We start from the raw sequence: 17,346 nt of genomic DNA on the forward strand, positions 1-17,346 counted from the left end.
ATGCTTTTAAGGAGAATGTTGATGAAGGCCAAACTCGGCATGTCGCCCATCGCTTGGTGGAACGACGACCTTCCTGAACTCAGCGACGACGTGTCTCTCGAGGAATGCCTGCGGCAGTCCCGAAGTGCTGGCTTTACCGGCATGGAGCAAGGCCGCCGTTTCCCCAGCAATCCCGAGGAGATGCTGCCCATCCTGCGCGCCGCCGACGTGACGCTGTGCGGTGGCTGGTTCTCCGGCACGCTGGTCAATGAGGAGCTTGCCGCCAACAAGGACCGCATCGCGCCGATGATCGCGCTGTTCAAGGCGGTCAATGCACCTTGCATCGTTTATGGCGAAGTCGGTCGCTCCATCCAGGGCGACCGCTCCAAGCCGCTCGCGACCAAGCCGCGCCTCTCCGATGACGAGATGAAGGCCTATGCGCGTCGCGTCACGGAATTCGGGGAATGGTGCGCCGAGCAGGGCATGCCGCTTTCCTATCATCACCACATGGCGGCCGTCGTCGAAACCGAGCAGGAACTCGACGCCTTCATGCGCCATTCGGGCGAAGGCATCCCTCTGCTGCTCGATGCCGGGCATTTGGCCTTTGCCGGCGGCGACGTGTTGCGCGCCATCGAGAACCACCACGCCCGTATCAACCATGTTCACGTCAAGGATATCCGCAAGCCTGTGGTGGATGGGTTGGACCGCAGCCGTCAGTCCTTCCTCGATGCGGTGGCGCTTGGCGCCTTCACGGTACCGGGCGACGGCTCGCTCGATTTCGGCGCAATCGTCCAGCGGCTGGCCGATCATGGCTATGAAGGCTGGTTCGTCGTCGAGGCCGAACAGGATCCTCGCAAAGCACCGCCGCAGAAAATGGCCGCGATCGGCCACGCCGAATTGATGCGCGTCATGACGGCTGCGGGCTATACCGTGGAAACGGAAGGCTTTCCTAAGGGATAGCGGGAGCAAAAGACCCCTCCCCAACCCCTCCCCACAAGGGGGAGAGACTTAACTTGAGGCACCGCCCACACCAGACAACGGCCACCTTGCGAAAAGGAAGGCCGTAATATGGGCGAGACAGCACGGCAGGTTAGCCCCTCCCCCTTGTGGGGAGGGGTTGGGGAGGGGAATTTTCCAACTTACGAGGAAAACACCAATGCCAAATCTCAAGGTGAAACCATCAGGCACGCATGGCCGCGTCACCCATGTCACCCCGGAAAACGCCGGCTGGACCTATGTCGGCTTCGATCTGCATCGGATGAAGTCGGGCGAAACCGTCTCGGGAGAGACGGGCGATCGCGAAGTCTGCCTGGTCTGGGTGACCGGCAAGGGCAAGGCGTCTGCCGGCACCAAGGATTTCGGCACGCTCGGCGGCCGGATGAACCCGTTCGAAGGCGCCCCGCATGCGCTCTACATCCCGATGGAATCGACATGGTCGGTGACGGCGGAGACCGATCTGGAGCTCGCGGTCTGCTCGGCACCCGGCGGCGGCACCTATCAGGCGAAGGAAATCCCGCCCGGCACGCACCCGCAGGTAACGCGCGGCAAGGGCACGAATGTGCGCTATGTCAACAATATCATGCCGGAAGATGACAGCTCGGCGCATTCGCTGCTGGTCGTCGAGGTGATCACGCCTGGTGGACACACCTCCTCTTATCCGCCGCACAAGCACGACCAGGACGATCTGCCGAACGAGAGCTTCCTGGAAGAGACCTATTACCATCGCCTCAACCCGCCGCAGGGCTTCGCTTTTCAGCGCGTCTACACCGACGATCGCTCGCTTGACGAGGCAATGGCGCTCGAGGACGGCGATGTGACGCTGGTGCCGAAGGGCTATCACCCCTGTGCCGCCTGCCATGGCTACGACCTCTATTACCTCAACGTCATGGCCGGACCGCAGCGGATCTGGAAATTCCACAATGCCGTCGAGCATGAGTGGCTGATGAAGGCCTGAAGGCTTCCTCAGATCGCTAAATAATCTGACAGCGCGAAACTGCCGCTGATGGTTCACTGCCTCCATCCAAACACGGATGGAGGATCACCATGCAGAGCCCGAATTTCACGATACCGGCGCGAAATATTCGCTCGTCGCGTCTTATGCGACCCGACCTGTTCCTTGCCGCAATCAGGGCAGCGCGCTGGCTGGCGCGCAAAATAAACGAACGACGCAACCTGAATGCGTTGATGGAGCTTTCCGACGAACAGCTGAAGGATGTCGGCCTTTCCAGGGGGCAGACGGAAAGCGATGTTCACGTCTACAGCCGTTACTAAAGTGCTGTTATAAGTACGGTCGGTTCTGGCCTGTCTGATACGGAATATGCAATGTTCTCAACGGCACCGCTTCTGAAAACGAAGATGGTCACTATTCGTGACATCGTCTGCAATGGCGAGTGCCGTCATAAGAGCGACGAGGAATGCGCCCACAGGACGAGCCTCGTCTATCCCTATCGCGGCGTCTTCATGCGGCATGTCGGCCGCAATGATACGGTGGCCGAAGCCAATCAGGTCTTGTTCTTCAATGCCGGCCAGGGATATCGGATCAGCCACCCTATCGAGGGTGGCGACGCCTGCATCGATTTGGCGATCGACGAATCCATACTTGAAGAGCTTACACCGAAGGAGCAGGCGCAGCCCGGCCCGCCCTTTTCCTTCCGCCGCCAGCGCCGGCGGATCGATCCGCGCGCACAGGCGCTGGTTGCGCTCCTGCGTCATGGTCTCAGCCGCAACGTCGCCGAAACGCTGGAAGCGGAAATATTGGCGCTGACTCTGGTGCGCCGCTCACTCGGCGAGCGCACATCGCATGCGGCGGGCGCCAGCGCCGGCCGGCAGAAACTCGTCGACCGGGCAAAGCTGGTGCTTTCCTCCGATCTCGCGCGGCGCTGGACACTTTCGGAAATCGCCACCGAAGTGGGCGTCTCGCCCGTTTATCTCACCCAGGTCTTCCAGCAGGTCGAGGCGACGCCACTTTACCGCTACCAGCTGCGGCTGCGGCTTGCCCGCGCGCTCGATCTGCTCGGCCAGTATGAGGATCTGACCGCGCTCGGTCTCGATCTCGGCTTTTCCAGCCACAGCCATTTCAGCGCTTCCTTCAAGCAGTCCTTCGGCCAGACTCCGGCCGAATTCCAGCGCTCGGCACAGCTGCGGCGGAAGTAAGAGCCCAGGTCGATCGCTAAAGATTTCGACAGCGCCGATGCCCTCTTCGATGATCTTATGAGCCTGTCCCGATCCTGGGGCGATCAACTGGAGGATCATCAGATGAAGAAGACCACATGTGCTGCCTGCGACTGCGAACTCGGCGCGGAGACCATCACCGTCAAGCTCGGCGGCAAGGCCGTCGAGGTCTGCTGCCAGGAATGCGCCGAGGCTTTGAACGAGGCAGAAGCCGCAACATCGGCCGCTTCGGCAGGCAAGGAATGACGGTTCCAGGCAAAAGCCGCGCTCCCTAGCGCGGCTCTTCCGTCTATATTTTTGTTTTGCGCAATTCCGGACGCAAAACCGCTGCGCACTTTTGCTGGAATTGCTTTAGACGGGCAGAAGCCCGTAGCGCCAGCCGCGGCGTTTGGCGTTCTGCGACAGCACGAGGAAGGCAAGGATGAACATGCCTGCCTCGGCAAACACCGGCACCATCCAGATCCCCTGCTCGCCGAAGACGAAGGGCAGCAGGAAGGTGAGCGGCAAGGTGAGCAGATAGGGCCGCGACAGGCCGAAGATCGCTGCGCGCGAGGCATCGCCGATCGACTGGAAATAGGACGACAGGATCAGCATCTGCCCGAAGAGAAAATAGGCGCCGATCGTCCAGGGCAGAATTCGCCTGACCTCGGCAATGATCGCCGGATCGGCGACGAAGACGGCGCCGATCCGGCCGGCCAGCAATTCGACGGTGATCTCCACCAGGGTGCAATAAACGAGTGCTGCGAGCATGGCGATCTGCAGGCTGCGGCCGACGCGGAGCCCGAGGCCGGCACCGTGATTGTTGCCGACGATCGTCTGCAGCGCGATGCTGAGGCCAAGCAGCGGCAGATAGGTGAAAGTCATGATCCGGGTGATGATGCCGTAGGCGGCAACAGTCGCGACGTAGTCATGCGTGCTCCAGAGCGAGACATTGAGCAGAATGGCGGCCGAGGCCAGCGATATGCCGATGAAACCGAGGCTCATCGGCGCGCCGAAGGCGATGATGCCGCGCCATTCGGCAAGAGCCAACCCTCGGGAAGGACTCAGTGCCGCAGGCCGGCGCCAGCGATAGGCGAGCACGGCTGAGAGACAGACGAATTGCGATGCGATGGAGCCGACTGCCGAACCGAGCACGCCCCAATGCATCACCGCCATGAACAGCCAGTTGGCGAGGATGTTGAGCAGCGAGGCCGACAGCGTCACCAAGGTCATGAAACCGATCTTGCCTTCGCAGCGTAGCCCGTCGAGATGCAGCGACAGGAAGAAGCTGATCGGCGCACAGGCGATCATCGCGCCCATGAACAGCATGGCGCCAGCGGCCACGGCAGCATTGCCGGCAGCACCGGCATCGATGATCTGCCGGCCAACGGTCCAGTAGACCAGATTGAGGATGAGGGTGACGGCGAGCGCCAGCGCATGCGCGCCGGCAAACACCCGACGCGCGCCTTGACGATCGCCGGCGCCGAGCCGGCGGGCGAGAATACTCGCCATTCCGTTCGAGACCAGCGATTGCAGGGCGACCAGCAGCATCAGCCCGGGGAAAATCAGGCTGACGGCAGAGAGTGCGTCCGGACCGACATAGGCGCCGAGGAAATAGGCGTCGACGACGGTGAACAGGCCGTTGACGGTGGTGATCGCGACGATCGGCGCCGCCGCTTTGATGAAGACGGCCGGTAGCCAGCCGGTGAGAAAGGCATTGTCTTCAGAAAGATCGGTCATGGAGAAATCCGTGCGATATGAGGCAGGGCCCGATCCGGCCAAATCATCCGGATCCGGACGGTCTCAAAAGGACAAAAAACAATCTAGAGATCGAGCACCAGATGCGGCACGCCGTTCGAGGTCTTTCTCGGGGACACGCCGTCGGCATTGATCTGCGCGTTCACACGCTGACGAAAGGCGGAAAAGCTCTCGAAGGTGACGACATCCACCGGCTCGTCGAAATGGATGGTGATCCTGTGGAGGTCGCCGCCCGGCAGGGCCGAAAGTGCCAGGACTTCGCCGGTGAACGGCTGATTGAGATAACGGCCGCGAATATGCGCGCCGACGAAGAGCGGCGTCTTCGGGCTAGCATTGGGCTTTGCCGCAAGGGCTGCAAGCGTGTTCCAATCGCGCGCGCCGTGCTGGCGGGCAATCATTTCCAGGGCCGCACTGTGGGTCAGCATGGTGCCGCGATCGTTCATTGCCTGGCGCAGGCGCTTGGCCTGGGCCTTCAATTCATCAATGGCAGGATAGGTCGTCGTCATGGCGTGAGCCTTCGCAAGGCATGCTCTTCGACTGCGGATGGGAGCTCGCATTGCCGCCAGTCAGCATGCACAAAGGGCCGTGACCATGATCGCGAGGACTTCACCATGGATTTTCATCCGCGAGCGGCCGGTGCCTCGAACCGGCCTTTGTATGCGCGAACGCCGCCGACATGTCAAGAATGGCGCATCTGCCTCAGGAATGCGCAGCTTTGGGGCAAATCTGCACGAAATCGGTGCGATTTTCCCGCAGCTTTCACATAAGCATTCAATCTTAACGGTGTTCTTCAGCAAATGTCAGCATTCTTCAAGTAATGTCCTGTCGTATTACAAGCGGAGGCTAAAAGGGCCTTTCAGATGCACCTCGACTCAGAACACCCCAAGCCGGAACGTGCTTACAGGGAATTCATTCTCGACAGGCCCGGCAACATCATCTTCGTCGGCCATCACCTCAGCACCGGAACGCAGGTGCGCTGCCTGATCCGCACGATCACGCTTGCCGGCGCATTGCTCGAAGTCAGCCCGAACCTCGAAATGCCGAGCCATTTCTTTCTCGAAATCCTCGGCATCCATGACGAGATCGGTGCGACCGTGGTGAAGCGCGAAGGCGAATTGGTGACGATCAGCTTCAACATGCTGATCAATCCGGAATTCCTGCACCACGTGTTGCGATTGAACTTCGAAACCTGAGGCTTTTTCCGATCCGCAAATCATCGCGGCGCGTCGCCTTTGTTTCGCCGCTCCGTCTTGCGGCGAGACGCGCGATGATCGGAACGGCCCAGAGAAATCCGCGCCATTCCGGACGATCAAGAGGATCGGCGAGCGGATCGGCCAAGGGACCTCGGCGGATCCGGCGATTACCGATTTCGATTTCCCTAAAGAGAACAACCCAGTTGAGATCCATTGCTGCATCCTCCATCTATTTGCTCAGGCACTTGAGCTAAGCCTTCGCGCCCCTCCGATGTAGAGGCGCTGGGGAAAGGGGGTTTTCATCCATGAAAGATGCGAGCTGGGACGACCTGCAACTTTTCTTCCATGTCGCGACCGGCGGCGGGCTTTCGGCGGCGGCGACGCGCACCGGGCTCAGCGCGCCGACGATCGGCCGGCGCATGCTGGCGCTCGAACGGGTGACCGGCCGCTCGCTGTTCAGCCGTGGCCCCACCGGTTATCTGCTCGCGAAGGACGGGCAGGAGCTGCTCGATCGCGTCCGGCTGATGCAGGATGCGGCGCGTGCGATCTCCGACTGGCGGGGCGAGGTGCTGACACTGCCGATCGTCTCGACGGCCGCCGACAGCTGGACCTCGCGCTTCATCGCCGACCATCTGGCCAGCGTCTGGATGCCGAAGGACAGCTTCCGCATGTGCTACAAGACCTGCGATGCGAGCGTCGATTTCACCTATCGCGAGGCGCATATCGCCATTCGCCACAGCCGGCCGGAGAGCGGCAACGTCGCGATCCGCCGTTCGGTCAAGGTGGCGCATGCGGCTTATCAGGCGTCCGGCTATGACGAGAAAAACTGCAACTGGATCTCGCTCGGCACAGATACCGCCATCACGCCGGCGGACAAATGGACGTTCGAACAGCCGAACTCCTGGATCACCAGCTGGACGAACACGCCGCATATGCTCTTCTACCTCATCCGCGGCGGTGCCGGCCGCGGCGTGCTCCCCTGTTTCATCGGCGATCAGGAGCGCAGGCTGGTCCGCGCCGGGCCTGTCATCGACGAACTGACCTACGACATGTGGATCGTTGCGCATGACGACGAGCGGCAACGGCCGGAAGTCAGGATCGTCATCGACCGCCTGGCGGCGCTCTTTGCCGATCATGAAGACCTGTTTGCCGGGTATAAGGCAGCGACATAAGAAAACGCGGGCCGTTCGACCCGCGCACACCGAGGTTGCTAACCGGCTCAGGCGGCGAGATGCCGCTCGATCTCATCGACAGGCATATTGGTATAGTCTTTCGCCAATTCCATGGAGATCGCTGCCTGCGTATCGGCGCTGAGCGCGGGCCGGAGCGCGCCGAGTGCTTTCGGCGGCGCCACGAGGACGATGCGGCGGACATCCTTTTCCTGCGCCAGCTCATCCAGCCTCTCCGCGACCTGTTTCAGGAATTGGGCTTCGGCTTGATCCTGCCAGTTGGTCTCCTCGACAGCACTGCGGCTGAAGCCATCGGCGGCATGGCTGCGGCCGGGCTTGTCGGCGCCGATCTCGCGGTCTGGCTCATTCGGCTGCGTTAGAGTTTCCAGCACCTTCAGGTTCATCAGCTGGGCATCGCCGGCATTCTGCATGATCAGAGCCTTGGCTCCGTTGCAGACCACGACCCATGATTTCCAAGGGATTTTGACGTCGGTCATCTTCAACTCCTCGCTGTCGTTATTCGAAGCGCGCCGTGCTTCATCGATCAAGGCACAACGCTCGGCCATTGAAAGAGTTCGGGAAAATTGCACCGAAATCGCACGGGCAGCGATCCGGGCGGCCTTGGCTGCGTAAAAAGGCCAAGCTCGGGAGATTGACGATGAAGACAGCGCTGTTTGCCTATGCCGGCACCTTTCTCACTCTTCTCATCTGCGACGGGATATGGCTCGGCCTCATCGCCCGCAACTTCTATCGCGACCAGCTGGGAGCACTGATGCTGCCCTCGCCCAATCTGGCGGTCGGCGCACTGTTCTACCTGTTCTTCGCCGCCGCGGTGGTTGTGCTTGCCGTTCTGCCGGCGCTGTCGGCGGGCTCGATCGCCACCGCGTTTCTCTACGGTGCCATTCTGGGACTGGCGGCCTATGGCACTTATGACATCACCAATCTCGCCACGCTTCGCAACTGGCCGCTCGCCATGAGCCTGGTCGACATGGCCTGGGGCACGGCTATGACGGCGCTGACTGCCGCCGGCGGATATTTGGCCGTCAGATTTTTTGGCTGAAACGCGAGCCTGGAGATGAAAGCCCGCGTCCCGATAATGGACATCAGGGCGTCCCGCTTGGGAACAAAGTTTAAACTCGTTAAAATTGTAATTTTATATTTGACGAATGTGCAAAACATTCATGTGACCTTGGTTGGAGCAAGACCCCCAGCTTGAATGAGATCAAGACCAGCTTGCTCGCGATCAAGACCAGCTTGCTCGTGATCAAGATCCCAAATGTGCCCTGTCTGACGGAGAATGTGAATGACTATGCTCCGCGCTACACACCTTGCCACGGTCAAATCCGCTGTCTACGACCTGCGCTGGGAAGAGTTCAACGTCAAGCGACCCGCCCGCATCGTCGCTGTCCGCCCGTGCCTGACCGGCGTATCGATGCGAAGCGCCGAGATCATCGATATCTCACAAGGCGGCGCCACCTTCATCGTATCGACCACCGCCGGTCTGCCGAAACATTATTATCTCAACATTCTCGGCCTCGCCTACCGGATCGGCTGCGCCGAGGTCTATCGCCATAAAGAACGCATCGGCGTGCGGTTCATCAACATCATGGACCCCGAGGTTCTGCGCCGAGTCGTCCGCACCGATTTCATGATCGGTAACATGGAAGCAATCGACGCCCGGCGCGCGCCGATCTTCCGCGCGTGAACAGGCCGACGACACGCGCGGCGCTGCTGTTGCGGAAATAATCTTGCTTGCGTTGGCCGTGCCCGGGCCTATTGTTGCGCCGATTGTCAATATGTCCGGGAAACTGCCTTCGCATGTCCGCCTTTTCGCGCTTCACACCTCTTGCCAGCGCCCTGCCCTCCACAGTTCCCTTCGTCGGCCCCGAGGCGATCGAGCGCCAGCGCGGACTTACCGTTTCGGCGCGCGTCGGCGCCAATGAGAACGGCTTCGGCCCAGCCGCTTCCGTGTTTGCAGCGATGCGCGAGGAGGCCGGCAATATCTGGAAATACAATGATCCGGAGAATTTCGCGCTCCGGGAAGCGCTTGCCGCCCATCTCGGCGTCTCAGCTGCCAATATCGCCATCGGCAGCGGCATCGACGAATTGCTCGGCCAGATCGTCCGGCTGGTGATCGAGGCGGGCGCGCCCGTCGTTACCTCACTCGGCGCCTATCCGACCTTCAATTTCCATGTCGCCGGTTTCGGCGGCCGGCTGGTGACCGTTCCCTACGCAAACGACCGCGAGGATATCGAGGGGCTGCTCGATGCGGTGAAACGCGAGAATGCGCCGCTCGTCTATTTCGCCAATCCCGACAATCCGATGGGAAGCTGGTGGGATGCCGACAGCATTGTCGCTTTCGCCCGTGCGCTGCCCGAGACGACGCTGATGGTGCTCGACGAGGCCTATAGCGAGACGGGGCCGGCAGGTTCGCTGCCGTCGATCTCCTCGCTCATCGAGCTGCCGAACGTCGTCCGCACCCGCACCTTCTCCAAGGCTTACGGACTTGCCGGCTCACGCACCGGCTACGCGATCTCGACGGCAGGAACGGCGCAGGCCTTCGACAAGATCCGCAATCATTTCGGCATGAACCGGCTGGCGACGGCAGCGGCGCTCGCGGCGCTGAAGGACCAGGCGTATCTCGTCGAGGTGGTCGGGAAAATCCATGCGGGCCGGGAGCGGATCGGCGGTATCGCCCGGGCGAACGGCCTTCAACCGCTGCCCTCGGCGACGAATTTCGTTGCGATCGACGCCGGCCGCGACGGCGCTTATGCCCGGGCGATCGTCGACGGGCTGATGGAACTCGGCGTCTTCATCCGCATGCCTGGCGTGGCGCCGCTCAATCGCTGCATTCGTGTCAGCGTCGGGCCGGAGACGGATATGGCGCTGCTCGAAGAGACGCTGCCGCAGGTCCTGAAACAGATCAGCCGATAAAGCGAAGAACCGCGGCCGGTGGAGGATCCGGTCGCGGTTCCGTTCTCCCGGCGTCGGCCCCGTCCAAAGCGCCCCGCCAGCCCCCTCTTTTTGAGGTTGTTATTGCTGCTCTTGTCGAATACCTGATCGGAGACGGTGTTAGAGCGGTTCAGCTTTTCACGGAAACGCAGATTCGCTCTAACTTTTTGTTTTTACGCGATTCCCGGCAAAATCGCTTCGCACTTTTCCTGGAATTGCTCTAGTGAACCGTCATCCACTCGCGGGCGGCGCGCAGCGCTGCTGCGAGCTGCATCTTGTCCATGGCGGCGGCCACGTCGGCGCGTAGCTCGGCGGCGCGGTCGTTGCCCTTGATTGCGGCGATGTTCAGCCATTTGTGGGCTGCGACGAGATCGACTTCGCAGCCGCGGCCGGTCGCATACATCAGACCCATTTCGCAGAAGACATCGGCGCTGTTGTTGTCGCCACCCATGGTGGCCGTTTCAGCATTGTGCATTTCAAAGCGTGCCATCGGTTTTATCCCTGTTAGCCTGTTATGACTGACCCTGTTTTACCTCTAGGCCTTGCCGTCTATCGCGGCTTGCGGCCCTTTCGGTCCGGCGGGTTTGCCCCGCTCGTTTGATGGGTTCACTATGCCAAACGGCTTTCAAAAAACGCCTAAAATGCATGATTAATTTGAGACAAACAAAGTGCAAACGCTTGGTAAAATTGGATTTTCGTTAAACATCAGATCCCCTGCGAATTAAGGATTTTCGCTCGAATTTTACGAAAGATTCAGATTTGAAAATAAAGGGATCGTTCATCATGAAATCAGCAGGCGATATCTTTACAAGCTCGCCGCATGGCTTTTTTCTCCTGTTTTTCATCCGATCTGCAAGATAGCAATCGGGCTTATTTACCTTTACGTTCGCGTCAGTTATTTTCGCCGCGATCAAGGACATCATGGAGGAAAAGATGATCCGCAGCTTCGTTCTCGCCGGCTTCGTAACAGTCATCGGGGGTATCGCGCATGCCGAGGAGCCTATCGTCGGCAACTGGAAGACTGCCGCCGGTGATACGGCGGTGATCGCGTCCTGCGGCGGCAGTTACTGCGTGACGCTGAAGACCGGTAAATATGCCGGCCGGAAGATCGGCACGCTTGCGGGAACCGGCGGCAGCTATGCCGGCGAGATCACCGACCCGGCCGCCGAGAAGACCTATAGCGGCGCAGGCAAGGTTTCCGGCAACTCGCTGAGGATGCAGGGCTGCGTCATGAAGATCCTCTGCAAGTCGCAGACCTGGACGCGACTCTGAGGCCATAGGGCACCTGCGCAACGGTCCCAAATGCAGAAGCATGCCGACGATGCGGCGGCATGCTTCGAAGCCCCTAGGGGCCTCCTCCGCTACTCCACCCGGCGAAGTCGAATGCGTCGAACTCCGCCGGCGAACCCTTCCTGATCCTCTCCGCAACCTGGCCGAGCCGGCCCGGCAAGCTGAACGGCGGATGAACCGGCATCTCAGCACTCATTCAGCCACCGCATGGCAAAACTCATGTCACGATAGAGTTGCGTATCGGGGGCAAGGCAATGAACCACTATATTCTGGCAAGACGCCTTAGCATCATCACACTGTTTGCGGCGATCTTCGCGGTCACGTTTTCGGCAGTCGTGGTGCATAATGGCGGCGGCGGCGCGCAGTCGCATTTCGGGGCGAGCTATACCTGCCTGGAGAGAAACGGCACCTTCTGCGCGCCTGCGGTGCGGTGAGTAAAGCGCATCGCGATGCGCTTTAAGTCTTTGATTTATGCATGTCGTTGTCTCAAAATCGCTGCGCCCTTTTGGACGACAGCCATTCGCACCAAGCGCGAAAGAGGACAAAAAATCGGAATCCGCCGGCGCGCGTCGTTTGCTTGTCAAGAACAACTCTCTATAATGCGTCATGAACAAACGAATCTCCCTTTTGTCGCCCCTCGACACATCCTCTCCACCGCCTTTCCAGCCTCAGAGCTTCGATGATCCCGCCAAGGCTGTCGAGACGCTGACAGCGCTTTACGAGCGCAACACAGCGTTCCTGATCGAGAGCTTCAGCGAACTTGCGCAGGGCGCGCCGATCTCCTCGCGCTACCGCGCATTTTATCCGCAGGTCAGCATCGAGACGACAAGCTACGGCCATGTCGATTCGCGGCTTTCCTACGGTCATGTCACGGCACCCGGCATCTACACGACGACCGTCACCCGGCCGAAGCTCTTCAAGCATTACCTCAAGGAGCAGCTGGCGCTGCTGATGAAGAGCCATAATGTTCCGATCGTGGTCTCAGAATCGTCGACGCCGATCCCGCTCCACTTCGCCTTCGGCGAAGGTGCACATGTGGAAGCATCGACCAACGCCTTCGTCGACGTTCCGATGCGCGATATCTTCGACACGCCCGATCTCAACACCACCGACGACGAGATCGCCAACGGCGAATATATCCCGCCGCCGGGAGAGCCCTCGCCGCTTGCGCCGTTTACCGCGCAACGCATCGACTATTCGCTCGCCCGGCTGTCGCATTATACGGCGACGCATGCCGAACATTTCCAGAATTTCGTGCTGTTCACCAACTACCAGTTCTATATCGACGAATTCTGTGGCTGGGCGCGCAAGCTGATGGCGGAGGGCGGCGACGGCTATACCGCCTTCGTCGAGCCCGGCAATGTCGTCACCCTGCCCGGCTCGAACGCGCCGGAAACGGATTCCGCCCTCACCCGCCTGCCGCAAATGCCGGCCTACCATCTGAAGAAGAAGGGCCATGCCGGGATCACCATGATCAATATCGGCGTCGGCCCCTCCAACGCCAAGACGATCACCGACCATGTCGCCGTGCTGCGCCCGCATGCCTGGCTGATGCTCGGCCACTGCGCCGGTCTTCGCAACAGCCAGCGGCTCGGCGACTATGTTCTCGCCCACGCCTATATGCGTGAGGACCATGTTCTCGACGACGACCTGCCGGTCTGGGTGCCGATCCCAGCGCTGGCCGAAGTGCAGGTGGCGCTCGAAGCGGCCGTCGCCGAAATCACCGGCTATGAAGGTTTCGAGCTGAAGCGCATCATGCGCACCGGCACCGTCGGCACGATCGACAACCGCAACTGGGAACTACGCGACCAGCGCGGGCCGGTGAAGCGGCTCTCCCAGGCGCGCGCGATCGCGCTCGACATGGAATCGGCAACGATCGCCGCCAACGGTTTTCGCTTCCGAGTGCCCTATGGCACGCTGCTCTGCGTCTCCGACAAGCCGCTGCACGGCGAATTGAAGCTGCCGGGCATGGCAACGGCCTTCTACCGCACGCAGGTCAACCAACACCTGCAGATCGGCATCCGCGCCGTCCAGAAGCTTGCCGCCATGCCGAAGGAGGCACTGCATTCACGCAAGCTGCGCAGCTTCTTCGAAACGGCCTTCCAATAGGCCGGTTCCTCATCTGCCCGTCACGATAGGCGCCGACCCCTCGGCCAGCATCTGCGGCCTGCCGGCGGCAAGGTTCAGCCCTGATATCAGCAGGGTGAAGGCCACCACGACGAAAGCGATGCGCAGAAGAGCCTTCAGCGCATCGGCATCGTCGAGTACGACCAACTGACGCTTCTCGTGGCGGCGTGCCCAGATCTGGCTTGCCAGAGCGATTTCAAGAATGCTCATTTCCATTCTCCTCGACAGGTTTCGATGAAGCCTTGTCGAGTGCTGCCTTGCGATTTCGACACCTCGTCCGCACATTTTTTTTCGCGGCGCTGTCGAAATGCATGCAGGTCGTTCGTCCATGTTTATGGAAACAGGGCAAGGAGGCTGCCGCGATGAAATATCTCTGTCAGGTCTGGTTCGATGGCGGGGTGCTCGACGCCATGACGCAAGAGGAGAAGACCGAACTCGATACTAATTCCTTGAACTATGACAAGGACCTCGTCGACAGCGGCCATATGATCGTCGCCCAGGCGTTGCAACCACCAAAATCGGCGGTCACCGTACGGGTGCGCAATGGCGAGACGTCGGTGACGGACGGTCCCTTCGCCGAGACGAAGGAGGCGCTCGGCGGCTTTATCCTGATCCAGGCCAAGGATCTCAACGAAGCGATCCGCATTGCCGCGGGCATCCCGCTCGCCAAGCTCGGCGCTATCGAAGTGCGGCCAATCCACGAATTTGGAGCTAAGTGAGGAGAGACCAATGAAATTTCTATGCCAGATCTGGTTCGACACGGAAAAAAGCAAGCTGGTCCCTCAGACCGAATGGGATGCGCTGACCCAGGAGTGCATCATCAGCGACAATCGCTGGCGCGAGAGCGGTCATCTGCTGGTGGCGCTCGCTTTGCATGACCCGTCAACAGCGATCACGGTCCGCCTGCGCAATGGCGACGTCTCTTCGACCGATGGCCCATTTGCCGAAATCAAAGAGCACCTCGGCGGTTTTGTGCTGATCGAAGCCGAGAATATCGACGAGGCGAAGACGATCGTGTCGAGTTTTCCGATCCTCAAATATTGCTCGATCGAAGTGCGCCCGACTTACGCTATCCAGGATGGGAAATAGTCATGCGCTACATTTGCCTGATTTATAACAGCACCGACACCGACGGAACGCTGACGCCTGATGAAACCGACGAACTTATCAAAGCGCATTTCGCTTTTGATGAGGAGCTGTGCCGCGAAGGCATCATGATCCACTCCGATGCCTTGGAGATGCCGGACAAGGCGACCGTGCTGCGCGTTCGCAACAACACGCTCTCCGCCACGGACGGCCCCTATGTCGAGACGAAGGAGCATCTGGCCGGCTTCTACGTCATCGAGGCGCCGGATGTGTTGAAAGCCAGGGAGATTGCCGGGCGGATCCCGTCGGCGCGTTTCGGCGCGGTCGAACTGAGGCCCGTGCGGATACTGACCCTGCCGGATTGAGGTGCCTCATTGGAGAGCGTCATCGAAGAAGTCTACCGAACGCAGTCGCGCCGGGTGCTGGCGACGCTGATCCGTCTGCTCGGCGATTTCGACCGGGCGGAGGAGGCGCTTCACGACGCCTTTGCAGCCGCCGCCCGAACATGGCCGGCGGACGGCATTCCTGGCAATCCAGTCGCCTGGCTCGTTTCCACTGGGCGCTTCAAGGCGATCGATACGCTGCGACGGCGGGCACGTTTCGATGCTTCGCAGCATCATATCGAGGACAGCCTCTACACGCCCGATGCAACGGAGATCGGCGACATGGAACCGATCGAGGACGACATGCTTCGGCTGATCTTCACCTGCTGCCATCCGCTCATCCCGGCCGATGCGCAGATGGCGATGGCGCTGAGGGAAATCTGCGGACTGACCACCGAAGAGATCGCCCATGCCTTCCTCATTCCGGCGCCGACGGTGGCCCAGCGGATCGTGCGCGCCAAAGGCAGGATCCGGGCGGCGAATATCCCCTACGAGGTGCCGGGCCGCGAGGCGCTGCCGCCGCGGCTCGACCGGGTGCTGCACGTCATCTACCTCGTCTTCAACGAGGGCTATTCGGCCTCTTCGGGCGAGGACGTGGTCCGCGCCGACCTGACCGCGGAGGCGATCCGTCTGGCGCGACTGCTTCTGGCGCTGCTGCCGCATCCCGACGTCTCCGGCCTGCTGGCGCTGATGCTGCTGCAGGATTCCCGCCGCACCGCCCGCAGCGGTGAGCAGGGATCACTGGTGCTGCTTGCCGATCAGGACCGCTCGCTCTGGGATCATGCGAAGATTGCGGAAGGCCTGGCGCTGCTCGCCGCGGCGATGGAAGCGGGAGAGGTCGGCACCTATACGCTGCAGGCGGCGATCGCCGCCGAACATGCCCGGGCGCCGGCTGCCGAAGAGACCGATTGGCGACGGATCGCCTTTTATTACGATCTGCTTCTGGCAGCACAGCCCTCCCCGATCGTCGAGCTCAACCGCGCCGTGGCGATTGCGATGGCGGAAGGGCCGGCAAAGGGGCTGGAACTGGTCGATAGCATTCTGGGACGCCGGGAGCTGCAGGCCTATCACCTTACCCATTCGGCACGTGCCGATTTCCTGCGCCGTCTCGGTCGGAGGCAAGAGGCGATCGCCGCCTATCAAACGGCGCTGTCGCTCTGCCGCCAGGAGCCGGAGCAGGCGTTTCTGCGAAAGCGGATTTCAGAGCTTGCCGCGGCGTCCGAGCGGCAGTGAGATCGCAGTTCCCGTCAGCGCCGAGACGATGATCAGCAGGTGGGCATTGACGCTTGCCTGCGCCAGCGCGGCCAGGGCCAGCCGCTCGCTCGAGGCGCCCAAGGCGATGGCGCCGGCGGTGATGCCGGCCGGATAAGTGCCGACGCCGCCTGGCGCATGCATCGGCAGCACGGAGGAGAGTTCGCCGCCGAGCGCGCCGCCGAAGCTTGCCGCCATCGGCAGCACGCCCATCAGGCCGAGCGCCCATGCGAGCACCATCACCTTCACCAGCCAGTTGACGATGGTCATCGCCCAGGCACGCGCAAAGGCGATGGCATCGAGCGGCAAGCCGTTTTCGATCTCGGCGACGAATTTCTGCGCCTTGTTCGGCAGCAGTCTGGCGGCCAGGCGCAGCAGCGGCTTGCGGGCGGCGAAGGCCGCGACCGGCAGCAGCAGGAAGACAGTCCAGAGCGACCAGGCAATAGCGGCATCGGCTGAAGCGATCGCAAAGCCGATGCCGGCGGCGGCCAGAAGCGCGTGCAGGTCGAGCAGCCGCATGACGAACAGCGCCGAGGTTCCGCGCGTCAGCGGAATGCCGAATTCGGTGCGCATCAGCAGCGGAAAGCTGGTCTCGCCGGCGCGGAAGGGCAGCATGATGTTCAGCAGATTGTGGATCTGCGTGACGCGGAAGAGGACCGCGAACCGGCCAGCTGTCTCGTTCGGGAAATAATCATAGATGCGCCAGGTGCGCAGGAAATAGGTGCTCGTCAGCAGCACAAGCGCACCGATCACCGGACCCGCGCCGACATCGGCCCATTGCCTGATGATGACAGGCCAACCCCAGAACCATTGGATGAAGAGGCCATAGGCTGCGACGATGACGACCGTCAGAACGGTCATGCGATTGCGCATAAACCAGGATTGCCGGCTTTCAACGATCGAACTCTTCATGTAGTAGGCATTCCTCGCTTGGCGTCGCCATAGGCAGCGGTTCCGTCGCCAGGCCTTTTAGGAGAAATGAAGGTTGCGCACAACGGCGGAGTTGAT

The 17,346-nt window shown here is 61.0% G+C and carries 24 protein-coding genes; 17 read left to right on the forward strand and 7 right to left on the reverse strand.

Annotated elements, in window-relative coordinates; translation table 11 throughout:
* The first annotated feature begins 21 nt into the window (after positions 1-21).
* The 5 genes from iolE to OLZ32_RS31215 all read left to right on the forward strand — a co-directional run bounded on the left by iolE (position 22) and on the right by OLZ32_RS31215 (position 3,396).
* Positions 22-939, forward strand: a complete 918-nt coding sequence (iolE, locus tag OLZ32_RS31195) for a myo-inosose-2 dehydratase (RefSeq protein ID WP_264424301.1) — start codon at positions 22-24, stop codon at positions 937-939.
* Between the two features lie 196 nt (positions 940-1,135).
* Positions 1,136-1,933 (forward strand): 5-deoxy-glucuronate isomerase, encoded by a 798-nt coding sequence (gene iolB / locus OLZ32_RS31200; protein WP_264424302.1) that lies wholly within the window; start codon positions 1,136-1,138, stop codon positions 1,931-1,933.
* An 89-nt stretch (positions 1,934-2,022) separates the two neighbouring features.
* The gene (locus tag OLZ32_RS31205; RefSeq protein ID WP_003546899.1) at positions 2,023-2,250 is read left to right on the forward strand and encodes a DUF1127 domain-containing protein; all 228 of its coding nucleotides are present in this window, start codon (positions 2,023-2,025) and stop codon (positions 2,248-2,250) included.
* Positions 2,251-2,301: 51 nt separating this feature from the next.
* Positions 2,302-3,132 (forward strand): helix-turn-helix transcriptional regulator, encoded by an 831-nt coding sequence (locus tag OLZ32_RS31210; RefSeq protein WP_264424304.1) that lies wholly within the window; start codon positions 2,302-2,304, stop codon positions 3,130-3,132.
* 102 nt (positions 3,133-3,234) lie between these two features.
* Complete coding sequence (locus tag OLZ32_RS31215; protein WP_017959744.1) at positions 3,235-3,396, forward strand: hypothetical protein; 162 nt, start codon at positions 3,235-3,237, stop codon at positions 3,394-3,396.
* A 105-nt stretch (positions 3,397-3,501) separates the two neighbouring features.
* Here the strand turns inward: OLZ32_RS31215 and OLZ32_RS31220 are convergent, their stop codons facing one another.
* Both OLZ32_RS31220 and OLZ32_RS31225 read right to left on the reverse strand, forming a co-directional pair.
* Positions 3,502-4,869, reverse strand: a complete 1,368-nt coding sequence (locus OLZ32_RS31220) for an MATE family efflux transporter (RefSeq protein WP_003546893.1) — start codon at positions 4,867-4,869, stop codon at positions 3,502-3,504.
* Between the two features lie 83 nt (positions 4,870-4,952).
* A complete protein-coding gene (locus OLZ32_RS31225; RefSeq protein ID WP_003546892.1) occupies positions 4,953-5,393 on the reverse strand; it encodes a glyoxalase superfamily protein in 441 nt (146 codons plus the stop codon).
* A 354-nt stretch (positions 5,394-5,747) separates the two neighbouring features.
* On the opposite strand from OLZ32_RS31225, the gene OLZ32_RS31230 reads away from it, so the two are divergent.
* The gene (locus OLZ32_RS31230; protein ID WP_264424307.1) at positions 5,748-6,080 is read left to right on the forward strand and encodes a hypothetical protein; all 333 of its coding nucleotides are present in this window, start codon (positions 5,748-5,750) and stop codon (positions 6,078-6,080) included.
* Here OLZ32_RS31230 and OLZ32_RS31235 read toward each other — a convergent pair.
* A complete protein-coding gene (locus OLZ32_RS31235; protein WP_003546888.1) occupies positions 6,031-6,294 on the reverse strand; it encodes a hypothetical protein in 264 nt (87 codons plus the stop codon). The genes OLZ32_RS31230 and OLZ32_RS31235 overlap by 50 nt on opposite strands.
* 91 nt (positions 6,295-6,385) lie before the next feature.
* On the opposite strand from OLZ32_RS31235, the gene OLZ32_RS31240 reads away from it, so the two are divergent.
* Entirely contained in the window at positions 6,386-7,252 is an 867-nt protein-coding gene (locus tag OLZ32_RS31240) for a LysR family transcriptional regulator (protein ID WP_017990885.1), read from the forward strand.
* 47 nt (positions 7,253-7,299) lie between these two features.
* On the opposite strand, the gene OLZ32_RS31245 is transcribed toward OLZ32_RS31240, so the two are convergent.
* Positions 7,300-7,746, reverse strand: coding sequence for a baeRF12 domain-containing protein (locus tag OLZ32_RS31245; protein ID WP_003546882.1), 447 nt, complete (start codon positions 7,744-7,746; stop codon positions 7,300-7,302).
* Positions 7,747-7,907: 161 nt separating this feature from the next.
* Here OLZ32_RS31245 and OLZ32_RS31250 point away from each other — a divergent pair, with 161 nt between their 5' ends.
* From OLZ32_RS31250 to OLZ32_RS31260, 3 genes are all read left to right on the forward strand, one after another.
* Complete coding sequence (locus OLZ32_RS31250; RefSeq protein ID WP_264399740.1) at positions 7,908-8,309, forward strand: DUF2177 family protein; 402 nt, start codon at positions 7,908-7,910, stop codon at positions 8,307-8,309.
* 243 nt (positions 8,310-8,552) lie between these two features.
* A complete protein-coding gene (locus OLZ32_RS31255) occupies positions 8,553-8,954 on the forward strand; it encodes a hypothetical protein (RefSeq protein ID WP_003546879.1) in 402 nt (133 codons plus the stop codon).
* A 113-nt stretch (positions 8,955-9,067) separates the two neighbouring features.
* Positions 9,068-10,183: a pyridoxal phosphate-dependent aminotransferase gene (locus OLZ32_RS31260; protein WP_264399739.1), complete on the forward strand. Its 1,116-nt coding sequence runs from the start codon at positions 9,068-9,070 to the stop codon at positions 10,181-10,183.
* A 238-nt stretch (positions 10,184-10,421) separates the two neighbouring features.
* On the opposite strand, the gene OLZ32_RS31265 is transcribed toward OLZ32_RS31260, so the two are convergent.
* Positions 10,422-10,691 carry a sel1 repeat family protein gene (locus OLZ32_RS31265; protein ID WP_003546876.1) on the reverse strand — a complete coding sequence of 90 codons (270 nt, stop codon included), beginning with the start codon at positions 10,689-10,691 and terminating at the stop codon, positions 10,422-10,424.
* Between the two features lie 443 nt (positions 10,692-11,134).
* Between OLZ32_RS31265 and OLZ32_RS31270 the strand changes: the two genes are divergently transcribed.
* The 3 genes from OLZ32_RS31270 (at position 11,135) to OLZ32_RS31280 (ending at position 13,600) form a co-directional block, all read left to right on the forward strand.
* Complete coding sequence (locus OLZ32_RS31270; RefSeq protein ID WP_003546874.1) at positions 11,135-11,473, forward strand: DUF2147 domain-containing protein; 339 nt, start codon at positions 11,135-11,137, stop codon at positions 11,471-11,473.
* 272 nt (positions 11,474-11,745) lie between these two features.
* Positions 11,746-11,925: a hypothetical protein gene (locus OLZ32_RS31275; RefSeq protein ID WP_003546872.1), complete on the forward strand. Its 180-nt coding sequence runs from the start codon at positions 11,746-11,748 to the stop codon at positions 11,923-11,925.
* 172 nt (positions 11,926-12,097) lie between these two features.
* On the forward strand, positions 12,098-13,600 hold the full coding sequence (locus OLZ32_RS31280) for an AMP nucleosidase (protein WP_264399738.1): 1,503 nt from the start codon (positions 12,098-12,100) through the stop codon (positions 13,598-13,600).
* Positions 13,601-13,609: 9 nt separating this feature from the next.
* Here the strand turns inward: OLZ32_RS31280 and OLZ32_RS31285 are convergent, their stop codons facing one another.
* Positions 13,610-13,828, reverse strand: a complete 219-nt coding sequence (locus OLZ32_RS31285) for a hypothetical protein (protein WP_264399737.1) — start codon at positions 13,826-13,828, stop codon at positions 13,610-13,612.
* A 152-nt stretch (positions 13,829-13,980) separates the two neighbouring features.
* Between OLZ32_RS31285 and OLZ32_RS31290 the strand changes: the two genes are divergently transcribed.
* Genes OLZ32_RS31290 through OLZ32_RS31305 form a run of 4 tightly spaced genes read left to right on the forward strand, consistent with a single transcriptional unit; the run spans position 13,981 to position 16,320 of the window.
* Positions 13,981-14,337 (forward strand): YciI family protein, encoded by a 357-nt coding sequence (locus OLZ32_RS31290; protein ID WP_017990876.1) that lies wholly within the window; start codon positions 13,981-13,983, stop codon positions 14,335-14,337.
* 10 nt (positions 14,338-14,347) lie between these two features.
* Positions 14,348-14,707, forward strand: a complete 360-nt coding sequence (locus OLZ32_RS31295; RefSeq protein WP_003546866.1) for a YciI family protein — start codon at positions 14,348-14,350, stop codon at positions 14,705-14,707.
* A gap of 2 nt (positions 14,708-14,709) precedes the next feature.
* Positions 14,710-15,069 carry a YciI family protein gene (locus OLZ32_RS31300; protein ID WP_003546865.1) on the forward strand — a complete coding sequence of 120 codons (360 nt, stop codon included), beginning with the start codon at positions 14,710-14,712 and terminating at the stop codon, positions 15,067-15,069.
* Positions 15,070-15,078: 9 nt separating this feature from the next.
* Complete coding sequence (locus tag OLZ32_RS31305; protein ID WP_017990875.1) at positions 15,079-16,320, forward strand: RNA polymerase sigma factor; 1,242 nt, start codon at positions 15,079-15,081, stop codon at positions 16,318-16,320.
* Here OLZ32_RS31305 and OLZ32_RS31310 read toward each other — a convergent pair.
* On the reverse strand, positions 16,288-17,250 hold the full coding sequence (locus tag OLZ32_RS31310; RefSeq protein ID WP_003546855.1) for a lysylphosphatidylglycerol synthase domain-containing protein: 963 nt from the start codon (positions 17,248-17,250) through the stop codon (positions 16,288-16,290). The genes OLZ32_RS31305 and OLZ32_RS31310 overlap by 33 nt on opposite strands.
* Positions 17,251-17,346 lie beyond the last annotated feature (96 nt).

Origin of the sequence: Rhizobium acaciae, from assembly GCF_025941625.1 — a bacterium.
Taxonomy (GTDB): Bacteria; Pseudomonadota; Alphaproteobacteria; order Rhizobiales; family Rhizobiaceae; genus Rhizobium; species Rhizobium acaciae.